7 protein-coding genes are annotated in these 16,004 nt (G+C 42.4%); all 7 read right to left on the bottom strand.

What is annotated here, in order from left to right:
- Positions 1–10 precede the first annotated feature (10 nt).
- The 7 genes from KMW37_RS10705 to KMW37_RS10675 all read right to left on the bottom strand — a co-directional run bounded on the left by KMW37_RS10705 (position 11) and on the right by KMW37_RS10675 (position 14,604).
- Positions 11–1,258 (bottom strand): glycoside hydrolase family 5 protein, encoded by a 1,248-nt coding sequence (locus KMW37_RS10705; protein ID WP_215224619.1) that lies wholly within the window; start codon positions 1,256–1,258, stop codon positions 11–13.
- An 85-nt stretch (positions 1,259–1,343) separates the two neighbouring features.
- A complete protein-coding gene (locus tag KMW37_RS10700; RefSeq protein ID WP_215224618.1) occupies positions 1,344–3,482 on the bottom strand; it encodes an endo-1,4-beta-xylanase in 2,139 nt (712 codons plus the stop codon).
- 28 nt (positions 3,483–3,510) lie between these two features.
- Positions 3,511–4,536 carry a DUF5627 domain-containing protein gene (locus tag KMW37_RS10695; RefSeq protein ID WP_215224617.1) on the bottom strand — a complete coding sequence of 342 codons (1,026 nt, stop codon included), beginning with the start codon at positions 4,534–4,536 and terminating at the stop codon, positions 3,511–3,513.
- 53 nt (positions 4,537–4,589) lie between these two features.
- Positions 4,590–6,371 carry a RagB/SusD family nutrient uptake outer membrane protein gene (locus KMW37_RS10690; protein ID WP_246581443.1) on the bottom strand — a complete coding sequence of 594 codons (1,782 nt, stop codon included), beginning with the start codon at positions 6,369–6,371 and terminating at the stop codon, positions 4,590–4,592.
- An 11-nt stretch (positions 6,372–6,382) separates the two neighbouring features.
- Entirely contained in the window at positions 6,383–9,403 is a 3,021-nt protein-coding gene (locus KMW37_RS10685; RefSeq protein ID WP_246581442.1) for a SusC/RagA family TonB-linked outer membrane protein, read from the bottom strand.
- Between the two features lie 37 nt (positions 9,404–9,440).
- The gene (locus tag KMW37_RS10680) at positions 9,441–11,339 is read right to left on the bottom strand and encodes a RagB/SusD family nutrient uptake outer membrane protein (RefSeq protein WP_215224616.1); all 1,899 of its coding nucleotides are present in this window, start codon (positions 11,337–11,339) and stop codon (positions 9,441–9,443) included.
- A 13-nt stretch (positions 11,340–11,352) separates the two neighbouring features.
- Positions 11,353–14,604, bottom strand: a complete 3,252-nt coding sequence (locus tag KMW37_RS10675) for a SusC/RagA family TonB-linked outer membrane protein (RefSeq protein ID WP_246581441.1) — start codon at positions 14,602–14,604, stop codon at positions 11,353–11,355.
- Positions 14,605–16,004: the final 1,400 nt, after the last annotated feature.

Below are 16,004 nucleotides of genomic sequence, written 5' to 3'. Positions count from 1 at the left end.
TATTAAGGTTTTATTCACCTGCACAGATTTCCATTTCTCCAGCATATTCCCTAAACCACTCATTTACCGGCTTGGCGCAGGCATCGGGGTCAGCATCAAAAGCAATCCCTCCTTCGGGATCTCCCTTGTCAATCAGGTTTTCTGGAGACAGCAGGTTCCAACTGACATTGCCCATTTCATCTGCCAACAACTTAAAATTGGCGCCAAAGCCCCAGCCATTGGCTACACCGGTAATGCCACCTTTGCCCCATACACCATATTGTTCAGGAGCCCAATCGATTTCCGTTACCGCTATAGGAGCAAAATCAGCTACAGGTTTGAAATTTCTTTCCCACTGCTGTCGAAGAACTGCGGGATCATTGAGATCCTGACCCCAATAACCGGGATACAGGTGCACAGCATAGCCGATATTATCTCCCTGAAGGGGATAGTCTGCATAACCCCGATAATGGGACTGGTATCCCGAACCGGGAATCCAGAGAATATTTTCCGCACCATTGTCCCTGATCCTATTTACAATTGGCTGGAAAAACTGCTGCAAGGCTTCGTAATGGGCAGGCGTATCACTACCATATTCACCATTGGTGCCCAAAATATGAATCGGCTCATTGGCCAATTCAAACATCACATGGTCTGTATTTTTCAGATCAGGATGTTGCGAAACATGGTTCCAAATCTTCATCAGGTAATCATAATATTCATCATCCTTGGCGATTTGATGCGGACAGACCCCTGGAGGACGCAGTATGATATACATCCCCTTGGTTTTGGCATGCGCTATCAAAGGCACGATGACCTCATCTACAGCCGTGACAAAACGGTCAAAGTCAAATCTTGAAATATCATTTTCCGGAATGGGTTCCCCCGGGGTATTGGACCAATAAGGGTCGATATGTAAGCGAACGTAATTCAGGAACCAGCCATCTTCATCCCCTGCTGCAAGTTTGTCCATCACGGACTTGTTATAGGCAAGGCAAGCGTCCACGTCATAATTGTTCCATCGCCATTCCCCAACATGCCCCCCATTGAACCAAGGGCTAGGGGTCATGGCCACTCCATGCAGGTTTACGGTATTGCCACAGGGATCTTTCAGAAACCTGCCTGCTACATGCAGCGGAGGAGTAGGATTAGGCCAGGAAATGGATTGAATCTCTTCCTCTTCATCTTTTTGTTTCTCTGGAACATGTTCATCAGTACCAGCACATCCCCAGAAAAAACAAAGGCCTACTATTATGCCCAAATAAGAGGCATTCTTCATATTTTATAAAAATTAAAATGAAAGATTCGTTAAAGGTTGGAAAGGCCAGTGATAGTCCTAAGACATACCACCGGCTACCCCCTAATTATAATCCTTGAAGTCCTTCAACAAAACCAACATAGGCTGGTTTCCGGTTAAAATTAAGATCCCAAAGTCCCTGACGCTCTCCTGGCAGCCAGGAGGCATCATCAGGGCTGTCTGTAATGCCCCATACCGTAATGCCATATCGCTGCGCTTTCGGTACATATTCATTATAGGTATCCACTACATATTTGTACATCTCTGCCTGCTGCTCCAGCATTTCAGGCGTAGGATTAGCCGAGTTCACCCTGACATCCAGTTCTGAAACTTTGATCAGCTTTCCTGTTGCCGCCAGCATTTCAAACATCATGGCAATATTTTGCTTGTTGGAATCAATACCAATATGCATCTGTGTGCCAATGCCGTCCACCTGAGCTCCTTGACTTTCCAAATAGGTTACGTAATCGATAAGTCCCTGACATTTGTCCAGATTATATTCTAAGTTATAATCGTTGATAAAATGAAGATCGTCCGGATTGCCATATGACCTGGCCCATTGAAAAGCCATAACGGCATAATCTTTACCCAGGTAATCCTGCCAATAAAATTCATCAGCAGCTTTATCAGCTTTTCCAATTCCTGTTTTCAGTTCATAGGGATTACCATCGTCCATAGGCTCATTGACTACATCCCAGGCTTTCACATGCTCAGCACTATTGGTAACCATCTCTGATATCCATCTTTCCAACTCTCCAGAAATGATTGATTCCTTCTCCTCCGGTGTTTTCTGTACCAAAGTGGTACTACCCCCAGAAAGTGAGGCACTGCTCAAAACCACATTGTCAATGTACACCGTACCCGCATATTCTCCATAACTTATAATAAGCCTGCTTCTGTCGTCCGCAGTCGCTGTGGTGGTCAGCTCTACCTGCTGCCATTCTTTGGTAACCATCACCTGGCCAAAACCATTGGAGGAATAATTAGGACTTTGTAATTCCGGACGGATAATCCCTTCAGCGTCTCCTTTAACCCAAAAACTCAATTTGTAGGTTTCTCCATTTTCAAGTGGCTCAGCGAATCCATAGGATGTCTGCACTTCCCAAAAACCTCCAGTTACAGATGGGTTGGTGACAAAAAAAGCTTTGCCTTCTCCACCAAATCCCATTCCGTCTTCAGTTATTCCTCGAGTAGAACCATTACCCCAGCCTCCCCAGCCGGAACCGGATTCAAAATCACCATCTGCCACCAGATTATTGATCACAGGTTCTCCGTTAGGATCATAAACATATAAGTTATTTATATCCAAGTAATAGGTAACACCTGGGGCATATCCCATATCAAACTTCAATTTGAAGGAATCGCCTTGAAAATCATTTAAGCTAAACCTTATTTCTCTCCAGGACATAGACGTTTGGAAAGAAGAAGAAGCCATGCCTGTTCCCATCCAATCTATCTCCGGCTCATTATTGCCCAAGCCCTCAAAACTGATCCTACCCTCACCAGGCATATCAGATTTGATATAGGCTACAATCTCATACTCCATTCCTGCCTCAGAAGGAATATCAGGGATAACGAACTGAAGGTCTCCTGGAGAAGACACACTGGCACCAGTAGTCAACTTAATGGCGGATGTTCCCTCTCCCATGCCTTTATTGGCTGCTATGGATACATCACCATTGGTAGGGTTAGCTGAAAGCTCTCCTGCCATAAGTCCGTTCAGGTCCAATTCATTGGCAAAAGCAGGGGAATTAACCACAAGCGGCTCCAATAGCCCATTCAAGTAGCCCGCATTTTGGTTGGCATGCCAACAGAGGGTATGACCATAAATCGAAGTTCCGGCTTCTGCTGCCGCTTGGTACATCGCATTGACGGCATCCATGCTCAGACTTCCATCAGATTGTACCACTGCTCCATGCTTCATACCATATCCAGCAGTGATTTCTTGGAAATTACTATTGATCAGCCGGTATAAAACACCCTTATTGGCATATTCGGATTGGCTCACTGCTCCCCCCAGAACAAAATCAGGATTAGCGATGCTATCTATATAGGTCTTAAGGGTATTGTACGAATTCAGTTCTTCTTGAAGGGCAATACTCTCTGGTTTTTCGACTTGGTATTCATCCGTAGAAACATAATCCACACAGGATGAAGTTAATGACAAGGCTACTCCGCCTAGAAAATTGATATATCTTTTTTTCATGTTAATCTCGGATTAATTCATCAATAGATTATTTCAGCACAGGGCTAAATACCTCCATGCCCACTCCACGGTCTCTCAGCACCAAAGTGTCCAATGTGGCCACATGCATTTGGGGCAAATCAATCTCATACTCCAAGTAAACGGCATCTCTATCCTGATTTCCCCAACTGGATTTTTCACCATCCTTCACAAATTTCCCGCTCCCGGAAGCTGTATAACCATCATTTGCTGCTGAAACTGTACAGTTCCCCTGATCATCAAAAGTCAGTAACAAGTCTGCATGAATATTTTCTCCTCCTTCACCAGCAAAGGTCAATGGTAACACAACCTCTGAAAGCGACTGGGTAAGCAATTCATTGATTTCATCGTCCTCAACATTCTCTTCATGTCTGATGATGGTTTCGTCAGATATACCAGTTTCCTTTCCTGTAATGATATCTTTACCTCTCCTTAAATAGTTTCCATGCCACTCGTTCACATATTTAAGGGCATAGAGGGTAAAATCTTTAGGGGCAGGAAACCAATCATCAGCAATGGCCCTATTAGGGTTTTCCACCACAGGCACACCCGCTAGAACCGAATCGGCATTGGTGATATTGGTAATCTTAACGGGCAACACAAAGGTTTTCTTGATGGCTCTTGGGTCATTGAAAAAAGCCCCGGTTAACTGTACCTCAACTCCCCCGGCGATTTCTCCTCTTGGTATCGTCACGGTTTCTGTGCTCAACTGATAATATTCAGAAGACAAGACTTCTATTTCATCTCCTCCTTCTTCAAATAACAGTCCCTCGGCCAATGATTCGTCCACCTCGATCTGCACAGACACATCATTTGGAGAAGAGTATACACCACCCGTGGTGACCATCAACTTAAATTTCCCTTCATTGTCCAGTGAAGTATCAAAAATATCTTCCCCCAAAGTGATGGTACGGACTGGAAATTGATAAGCGAAGTATACCGTTTGGTAATCAAAGTCCGGGAATTCCCAATCCTCGTTCTCGCAGGATGAAAATATCAAGACAATCGCTATTAATATATATGGTATCTTTTTCATTGTTTTTGAATTTAATTCACTTAAAAACCAGTTATGCTTAGCTTTCAAAACAATTACCAACCGGTATTCTGTTGAAGCGCACTGAATTTCAATCGCTCACTGTATGGCACAGGTCCATAGATCATGTGATCCTGATAAACCCTATTTTCCACATTGATAATGCCGTATTCATTTTCATTTTCAATGCGCATGCCTCGAGCAGTCTCTGTAAGATCTGATTTCCATCTTCTCAAGTCCCAGAAACGGAAACCCTCAAATGACAATTCTAAGCGGCGTTCGTTGCGGATCAATTGCCTCATGGCCGCTTGGTCACTTTTAATGGACTCCAGATACGCATCGCCATTGTCCCCTCCAATTCCTGCTCTTTCGCGGATGGCCTTGATCACATCATAAGCAGAGAATCCAAAAGAGCCGCTTCCCATTGGTCCCCAAGCTTCATTGGCTGCCTCAGCATAAATCAGGAAGAATTCTGTATACCGCATTCTTGGTTGAAGATGGCGCTGTCCCGTATTGGCCACAGGATCAAGGTTTACATCCTGACGTAGCAGTTTGCGCATATAATAACCCGTACGGGTAGAGGATTCTACCTTATTCAGCCCATCGTTCGTATCTGAATCCAATGCCGTATTGATCGTAGTCCCTGATGGTCCAGCAGAGCTTCCATTCAGCAAAATGAATTGGGCCAACCTTGGGTCCCTGTTGGCATAAGGAGCATCCTCCATATAACCTGAGGCCGGATCAGCTATAGGGTAACCATTGGCCATAGGGAAGGCATCAACCAAATTTTGTGTCGGATTTACCAGCCCTTCTCCATAAAGCGTTGGAGGGAAGTTTTGTGTTTCCAAGTTATTGGAAGGTCCTCCAATGGATCCCCTCCAAAGAATTTCAGGAGGATTGTTTCCTGCTCCCAAAGCATCTATCACTGAGGCATTATTGTACCAGGTCACGCCATTGGGATCCAGTCCGCTTACCCCTCCAATATCATTTAATAAACTTCCCGCATAGGTAGCGGCATCTTCCCATTTGGTCTGGTCATTGTCCAGATTAAAGGATGGGCTGGCCGCCAATAAGGCTGCCTGTGCACGTATGGCACTAACAATCCTACCAGACACTAACTGCTTGGCATCATCTCCAAATACCCTGTTATAATCACTCACCTGAGCTCCGGATTCCCGATACTTGGACGGAATCATCGCTTCATTATTGATATTATAATAATCAATGGGCAATAGCTCAATCGCCTTTTCAATATCCGCATATAGCTGCGCCATACAGGCTTCAAAGCTTGCCCGTGGTATGTTAAAATCGGAATCCACTGTTTGGGGCTCAAGAAATATAGGAACGCCCAGTAGTTCTCCTCCAGCTATCCCTCCGTGAGCCTGAAGTAAATAATACATAAAAAGTGCCCTCAAACCATAGGTTTCACCTGTCAAACGGTCCAAAAACATTTGGTTGACATTGGGATTGGAGGCATATTGTGTATTACCTACTTCCAATAACATCTCGTTGAGGTACTGTATAGCTGAATTGGCGGAAGTCCATCTGTCCACTGGATTGTTATTCGATGCCCACTGACCAGTAGCCATATTCAAAAAGCCACTGTTAAGGTCATTACTGACGGCATCATCAGTCGCCATTTCACTGAAATTATAACCATTGGTAGGAATCCTTAAATAGGCATTCAATAATAGCCCCTGTATCATGCCCGGTCTTTCCCTTATCAGTTCCTTGCTTTGGATATTTTCCAATGCCGGATCAATTAAATCACTACAGCTTGCCAAAGCCACTAATCCTGTAATGATAGCTGCTATTTTAAGATTTATTCTCATGTTCATTTTGGGTCTTGTTAAAATTTCGCTTTAACACCAATATTATAAAACCTGGTCTGCGGGACACTTCCAATGTTCATCTCCAAAATATCCCTATTTGGGGAAATCGTCAGAAGATTTGCGCCATTGGCATAAATATCCAGCCCCTTTAAGAACCGCTCACCAAATAGGCTGCTAGGGAATGAATAAGAAAACTGCACCCTAGTTAAATCAAAACGATTGGTACTGTACATCCAAAAATCTGAACCACGGAAGTTGTTGGCACCATTTAATGTGGTCAGACGTGGGAAGGTGGCCGTATTCTTTGTAGCCTCTGTCCATCTACCCCTAACCACTTCGGAGTACTTGTCATCACCATTGACCCAGAAGTAATTATTGGTCTTCATGGCATAGGCTCCTGTACGGGCAGTCCCTAAAGCAAAGAAGGTAAAGTTTTTATATTTTGCTGATAGGTTAATGCCCATGGTCAATGGAGCACCAGACCAACCTCCTCTACCAAGATATACTTCGTCTTGCGCATTAATAATACCATCATTGTTTTGGTCTTTGTATTTGATATCTCCAGGCTTAACTTCTCCAAAAGCTTGTTCTGGGGAGTTTTCTATATCATCTATCCCAGAGAAAAAGCCCAAGCTTTCTAACCCCCAAATACCATCCAAGGGTTTTTCAACTCTAGTTTGGTAATCGAACTCAAAATTTTCTGATCTTCTGGAAGCTTTGGTATCATAATAAATGCCCGAGAAGCCTAAACTCCAGTCCACCTGTCCAATCCGCTTGTTCAAGTTCAATTGAAAATCAAAACCTCTTCTTTCGTCATTATTATAATTCACATAAGGTATCCATGAAGAGATAGGCCATCCTGTCACAAAATAGTTAGGATATATATTACTGTCCTGAAGGAACAACCCGTTCATTCTACTGACAAAGACGGAACCGTTCAAAGTCAAGAATCTATCAAACAAGGACGCATCTAGCCCCACACTGATTTCCTCTCTTTTTGGGAATCCAAGATCATAATTCTGCCCTCTTCTAACATCAGTGGCCGTATTGTTCAAACCATCTTTCCACTCATACCAAGAACCTTCATCCGTATATATACCTTCATATAGGTAATATTCATTAATGTCCAGATCGGTATGAAGTATCCCTCCTGACACAGATAATTTCAGGTCATCCACCACTGAAGAGGACGCCAAAAAGTCCTCCTCACTAAGTCTCCATCCCAGGGCCAAAGTAGGGGAAAAAGCTTTGCGGTTATCTGGGGCCAATTTGGCACTATGGATCATCGCCCCACTGAAATCCAGGTAATACTTTGATTTATAGTTATAACTACCGTGGATACCAAGATTGGCATTACTCACCTTATGATAGATTCCGGACTCACCCGTCTGAAAACCATTGGCAACCAACATCGCAGAGATATGGTGTTTATTATCGATGCTTTTCTGGTAATTCAATTGACCGGAAAATGACAAGGTCTGTCTAAACCAGTTATTGCTGATATTTTGGGTTTTGGAGCTGGCATCCTGCCCATACCTGGTCAAGCCCGCAATTTCATCCATCCCGTTATAATTCGTCCAGCTAGGCTGGTAAACAGCATAGTCATTATTAAATGACAGGTTATAAGAAGTGGCATAGTCCAGTCCAAAAAGTGTACTGAAGGAAAGTCCTTCTAATACATTTCTTAAATCGGCATTTAGGCCGGCATTAAACTGGAACTGCCTACTGGTATATTTTGACGAACCACCTGCGTAACTTCCGGCAATGGGATTGGTTTGATCCAGTTGGGTCCCTCCCAACAAATACTTCCCGCCGATCAAATGTTGGCTGTTCTGAACATAATTCTGGGCAGTTTCATCATCGGGAGATAACATGTCAATAGGCACTAAGGGTGCAAAACGATAAGGTCTTAGTGTAGCGGATCCACCCCAGTAATCCGCATTGATTCCTTTTCCATTATAAAAGATGGCTGCCGCATCAACCTTGGCAGAAATATAGTCGTTAAGGTTGAGGTCCACATTTCCACGTACATTGAACCTTTCATTGCCATTTTCTGCAGCCTGACCAAAATCCAGTACAGACCCTTCAGACCAAAAGCCTACATTGGTATAATACCTTGCACTTTCATTCCCTCCTTGGATTTCCATGGTGGCATCATAGCGGGTATAGGCTTTTTGCAAGTAGTCATCTGAAAAGTAATCCACATTTGGGTAGCGATAAGGATTCTTTCCGGAAGCGTGATTATAGATTTCTTCCTCACTGTAAAGAGGACTTAAACCATCATTTGACCTGGCTTCATTATACAGGCTCATGTACTCAGCTGACCCTAAGTATTTAGGGTAACTTTTGGGCACGTTCACGCCAATATTAGTACGGACATCAATCGTCTGCTTAGTGGCTACACCGCGTTTGGTTGTAATCAGTAACACTCCTTTCGCACCTCTACTGCCATAAAGTGCTATTGCGTTCACCCCTTTTAGAAATGTAATCTGGGCTATTTCAGTAGGCATTACACTACCAATATCACGGGGAACACCATCTACAAGTGTCAAATAACTGCTATTTCCCCATAGGTTTCCATTAAATCCACCTACAAAAGCTTCCATACCATCCAATGGATAGGTGATGTAATTCTTATCCATGATCTCTGGCATGTTTACAGATGACACTCCCCCCATCAGATCGTTCTTATCCTTGGTTTGGAAAGCCACCAAAACTTCTTCTCCCTCTAGGTAGGGGAATAATACAATTTCTTCCAGGTCAGCGTGCGCTTGAAGTATTTTGGTCTCATAACCTGGAGCCTCTATCCCTAAATAGGTATTTAAGGTTACTTCCAAATGCACTGTTCCCAAACTATCAGACACTGCTGAGTACCCATCCTGGTCACTTTTGACAATAGCACCGCGAACAGGTTCGCCTGAACTTGTTTTGATCGTCGGATCAATACTGATTTTCATTGTTTCCTGCGCAATAAGGCACAGTGGAAACAACACCATATATGCACAGCAGAGCAAAGCTATTTTTATATATTTCATCATGTTTGTTCATTTTTATAAAGGGACAAAAAAACTGATACTACCATCCCGGATTTTGATTGAATTCAGGATAAAGACTCACATCAGCTAGCTTGAGCGGCAACCAATAATGTTTGGAAGTAAAATTTCGCTCAATGATCACTTCCTCCCTCATGTTCACAATGCGGTTTTGGGTAGGGTCATCGGTATTGAATTCCCCTGACCTATCAAACTCAAATGAAGTTTTGGTGGTATAAGGCTCCTCGATAAGTAGCATCCATCTGCGAAGATCATTAAATCGATGTCTTTCAAAAGCCAATTCCACCGCTCTTTCCCTTCTTAATTCCCTTAGAAAGTCTCCAACAGATCCTAAAAACTTATCATGTATTCCGACCATACCGGCACGATCACGAATTACATTTACGGCCTCTACAGGCGTTTTACCAAAGGTTGAAGAAGTGGCAGCTGTACTGTTATACCCCATCAAGGTGGCCTCTGCATACATCAGGTAGATGTCAGCCAGCCTCATATAAGGCACATTGATATGTAGGGCAACTCCCCAATCATAGGCCCTATCATATTTATTGGCTGTCAGTGGAGAGAACTTACGCGAAGCATACCCTGATAGGCTTCCTGTCACCACTTCTCTATAGCTACCACCCGTATGGAGGTTTGCATATCTATTAACTTGCTGATTTGGGTCTGGAATAGCCCCTTGAACCACTTTTACACCATCATACACAATTGCCTTGTAAAAACGCGGATCACGACCTTTCCATGGATAGTTAGGATCATAACCTGATTCAGCATCTGCTTGGGTAATATCATCTGGCAAGGGCAGGCCATTGGACATCCCAAAATTATCATGAACATAATTGGCAGTAGGATAGAAATTTGTCGGATCACCTTCATCCATGAAGGTAGGTTTATACTGCTTTGAAATTCGCCAGTGGGTATCATTGGCAGAGTAGTACACCGACCTAAATATAGCCTCTGTCCCACCGGGCAAGGCCCAGTTTTGACTTGTGGTATAAAAATTATCATGATACTTGTCAAAAGGGAGCAAGGCGAATTGGGTTTCCCCGCTTTCTACTAGTTGTAATAGTTGACCAAAAGTATCTGCAGCCTTCTTACAATATTCCACATGATAAGTTGCACTTCCAGTAGATACGGAATTCATCAAGGGGCTTCCTGCCCAAAGGTAATTTTTACCCAAATAGCCCAAGGCCATGATCTTGTTGATCCGTTGCTGATTTTTGCCCAATGTCCTTCTTCCAGTTGTGGTATCATCCCAATCAATAGGTAATAATTCTGCTGCTCTTTTCAGGTCCTCTGCCACCCTATCGGCGCATTCATGGTAACTTAAGCGTGGTAAAGTCAACTGCTCATCACTCGGCAAAACTTGATCCACATAAGGCATGCCTCCAAAATATTGGATCAAAGAAAAATGGAACCAAGCCCTGAAAAACAATAGCTGTCCTTCAATCAACCTCCGTTCTTCTTCAGTGGCATCTGTCATCAGGGAAAGATTTTCCAATCCCATATTGGCTTTACGGATACCATACCAAGCCAACGGCCAGAGTCCTTTATTTTTATGATCCCTGTTGGTGTTGGCAGAGTTAGCATCCAACCACCCATTATTTCCCGCCCCATTTTCTACCTGCCAGGCCCAAAAGTTGCCCCGGTCGATATTATAGGATAAATGGAAAGTACCTGCAGTGGATTCAATTTCATCCTCGCCCCAATTCCAGGAACTGGTATAACCGGACAAAGTGAAATTGGGTACACAATGGTACAATTCCTCCACATAGCCCTGAAAGTTGGTGAAATTTTGGAAGGCCTGCTCCTCTGAAATGATGGATTCCGGTGCTCTCTCCAGATAGTCTTCGCAAGAGGTAACGATCAAAAACATCGCTATCCAAATCGATCCCCTCAATAGTGATTTGATATAATTATTCATTGGATTGGCTCGTTTAGAATGTAACATTTAGACCCAAATTGATTCTTTTAACTGTAGGATAGGCGCCTTGATAAGAAGGTCCTCCAAAATTTGACTCTCTGTCATCCGGCATATCCGTCCATAGCAAAAGGTTATTGCCATTTATATATAAGCGCATATTGTTCATGCCCAGATTCCTCACCCAATCCGACTGGAAATTATAGGCGATTTCCGCATTCTTCAGCCTCAAGTAGGAGCCATCATAGAGGTACCTTGGACCATTATTATAGCTGGAAGGTTGTGACCGCCATCTAGGCAATGGTGAATCTGCACCGGTATTTTCTTTGGACCAATAGCTTCCTTCATCATACACTATATTCAGACCTCCTGCCAAGCTGGTCAATGAAACATCCCTGGTCACATTGTTTACTCCATAAAACTGTAGGTAAAGGCTCAATCCTTTCCATTCCACTCCTACATTGGTACTGTAGGTGTTTTGAGGTACTCCTGAATAACCATAAGGAGCAGAATCAAAGGCATCTACGATACCATCCCCATTGAAATCAACGATATAGTAATTTCCTGGAAGTTTGGCCATATCATTGGTATTGTGTCTAGGACTGCCATACAGCTCATCCCAGGTATTATAATAACCTGCACTGATATGGCTTCTATATTGTCCAAGCTGATAACCAGCATTTTTTTGATAATCTGGACGCAATTCCGGATCATCTCTATTAATCACTTGATCGATGGCATGGGTCATAGAAACATCTCCCCAGAGCCTGATCCCGCTATCAAAAGTATGATTCAGTCCAATGGTAAATTCATAACCTTCTGTCTCTACCCTACCCAAATTGGCTGCAGGTGCATTGGCTCCATAGTAACTAGGTACTGAACGACCACTGGACATTAGGATATCCACCCTATTGTCGCGGAACCAGTCCACACTACCGTTGATCAGGCCGTTAAAAAAGCCAAATTCCAGTCCTACATTGTATTTATAAACCGTTTCCCAATGCACATTTGGATTCCCTATGGCATTTTGTCTATACCAGGTATAAGGGCTGTCTTCACCAGATTGACCAATCACTCCCATTTGAGATGTGCCCCCATAGGCCCATTGATCCATAAATAAAAATCTTCCACCGATATTATCATCACCTACTTCTCCATAAGAAGCCCTAAGCTTTAATCTGTCTACAAAGGATAGGTTTTTGATAAAATTCTCTTCGGAGATATTCCAGCCCAATCCTCCTGAGGAAAAGAAGGCAAAGCGGTATTCAGGCGAAAACTTTTCGGAACCATTATAAGCTCCGTTATATTCGATCATATACTTATTTTTATAATCGTAGGTAGCCCTGAACACCCAATCTTCACGATAACTAGGAATTACGCTTCCAATGGCATCTTGCTGTCTGTTCATCAAGCCCATTAAGCTATAATTATGTGTATCGTTAAAATTGCCGACATAATTCATCTGGAACTGATAAAACATTCTTCGCTGCGCTCCCTGAACGGTCCCCCCTTCATTTTGCCAGGTAACCGCCTCGACAAAATCAAATCGGGTATTACCATCCAAAAGATTCCTGTATTCAGGAACTCCTGTAAAAGGGTTAATCCATTTGGTAAATGGGCTATTATAAAGGTCATTTATCCCTCTATCCACTTCCCGAAAAGAATTATCCACAGCCAAGGTACCTCTAAAGTTCAGCCCTTTTAAAATCATATCAAGGTCCTGCTCCAAGACAAAATTGGTGGACAGACGGGTATCAGTGATATACTCAGCCCCACTCGCAGCTAGGTTTAACAAGGAGTTTGTAACCGCATAATCGTCAGGAGTATAAGTTCCGTAAGCCCCATCTGAGTACCGAGGTAAGAAAACATCCGGCGGACTTTTGTAAGCAGAATTCCAATAACTTTCTGGGAAATCATAGGCCCAAGGAGCTTGACGAACACCATAAGTACCTCCTAGGTTAACCCCTAGTTTGGTCGAGGAAGTCAGTTGAAAATCAAGGTTACTCCTAAAATTGATCCTATTATAGTTAAAGCCTGCTTGATAGCCTCTTCCCGTATCAAATTTCCGGAACAAATCACCTTCATATTGGTAGTCTATACTGGCAAAATATTTGGTAAAATCAGTCCCCCCTCGAATCCCCACATTAGCATTATAAGCCATGGCCTGATCCTTGAAAACTACATCTTGCCAGTCCACATTCGGGTACCGCTCCATTTCTTCCAAATTGGCTGGAAAGCGGTATTTTAGCCTCATATCTTGAGGAATCATCTCATCCCAGCTATTTGGGCTCAAGGACAATTCCCGTTCAATCGCCAGATTCCGCACACCAATAGCATCATATGAATCCAGCTTACCGGGTAGTTTGGAAACAGATTTCATGGTGGTGCTTATATTGGCAGTAATTTCTGCTTTACCTAGTCGACCTCTTTTGGTGGTAACGATGATCACACCATTGGCACCTCTAGAGCCAAAAACCGCTGTTGCAGAGGCATCTTTCAGAACGGAGATAGATTCTACGGAATTGATATCCATATTGGCAAAAAACTCTGGACGTTCAACGCCATCTACCAAAATCAAAGGGGAATTGCCGTTCCAGCTGTTTTGCCCTCTGATGACGATTTGGGGCATTTCTTCCCCTGGTGTTCCCACACTTGATGTGGTGATCACGCCGGGCAGGTTTCCAGTAAGGGCCTGTCCCACATTGGAAACCCCACCGGTACGTTTGAGCACTTCTCCATCGGTCTGGGTAACTGCTCCTACGATGGTTTCCTTTTTCTGTTCGGCATAGCCGACAACCACTACTTCATCCAATGATTGAAGATCCTCTTCAAGGACGATATCGATGATGCTTTGAGCACCTACCTTTACGGTTTGTTCCTTAAAGCCAACAAAGCTGAACACCAAGGTTTCACCTTCGTTTACATCAATGCTGTATTCCCCGTCAATATTGGTAACAGTACCTTTTGTGGTACTTTCTATCCTTACAGTTACTCCTGGGATAGGTAGACCTTCTCCATCTACTACTTTTCCTTTAATTTCAATTACCTCAGTAATTATTGCTCCACCTCTCTCTGACTTTAGTGGATGCTTAGGATCATTGTTATTAGCATCCTTCAAATGAGGACCTATTTCATTTCCAATAATATTGGAATGGGCCTTTCCTTTTGGGCCTATGGCCAGAATTGCTATAATCAGCAACTTCAATAAGAAGGAGCCCCCCACATATTTGGAAAACTTTTCAGTTTGCCTGGGTATTGCTTTTTCCATATTGTTTAAAAGTTTTGTATGCATCAAAATTGAAAATTGTCTTTATCGATTTTGCTTGAGTAAAATGACTTAAAGACGAAGTCAGTTTATGCTGCACCTATTTCAACTGCTGTTTTGGAATTGCTTTTTCATGGATTATTGAAATTTTGGGTTTGTTTTGAATATTAAATCTGAAATGAGTTGCGCTAATATTTATTCCTGTACAGGAGTTATGGGATAGGTTTGGGCACCTAAGTCTCTTTTGAAATTTTGTGTACTTATTACACTTATCTAAGCATATACAGGTTCCCTCTGAGCTTGTCGCTATTAATCATAAGCGGCATGGTTTTCAGGACTTTTTATACCTTAAATCAGGATAATCAACCAGTACTAACAAAAATTCAAGGATGACGCTAGGTGAAATTTCCCAAATCCTTAGCTTAAGGCATGCCTGAGAAATATAGATAAGTCTGCGGGTGGACTATCGTTCACAGTATGAAATTTCAAAATATATTGAATTTCCTTTTGAAGAAATGAGAGGAATAGTTTTTGGTCTTTGGGTAAAGGACCTACTTCCAAAAATTGTGTAATGATATTTTCCATTCTGGGTTTATTTATGGTTTAACCAATTGACAATTCAACATTGAAAACCATAAACGATGAGTCACGCAAGAAAAAGCATCACTTACAATGAGTGATGATAAATTTTCAGCACAATCACAGTAATTGAAACTGTGACTCAAAAAAGATCTAGGAAAATAGGGCTATACTTAACAGTAAATGATGTAATTCTTAAACTTGAAACAGATATATACTATCTTTTACGTAGTTTAGAACTTCAAATATTTGTAAATATTTCTATTTTTCCTCAAACGAACAAATATTTTACAGATTAATTAAAGCACCTCTATTTCAAAAGCATTTGGAATCATCATAATTCATATTAAGAGATAGGAATATCAATTGCATGTAAAACTAAGACTACAACTTTATAAATGTATTGACCTAGTAAAACCATCATAAAGCTTAAAAACGATTTCCAAATCCTCCACAAAGCAGTTCGAAATAAGTATCGAATGGTCAACATAAACTACAAGCCACATAGATTTATACGGCTTTTTTTAATAGCTCTGCAACTAAAATTCAAAAGTTGGGCACATGAAATCCTTCCAGACTTCCTTCAAATCAATAAAAAACACCTATCCGTTGATTTCCCCCCATAAGGTAGGTAGGCTAATCAGCCTTCGTCCCGTTTTTTGTTAAATAATTTCTTTGATTAAGACAGGAAACTGAACCGTGCCTATAAGTACCAAGATTTTTTACTATCCACTCATTGACAAGCATTCTCTTGCATAGAACGATTAAAAAAATCAACAACCTAAGACCTTGGTAGATGCATTGTTAAATATCAATTATCAATT

Source organism: Echinicola shivajiensis, assembly GCF_018642165.1.
Classification (GTDB): Bacteria; Bacteroidota; Bacteroidia; order Cytophagales; family Cyclobacteriaceae; genus Echinicola; species Echinicola shivajiensis.
Note: the sequence above shows the minus strand (reverse complement) of the source record. Positions and strands in the feature narration are given on the sequence as shown.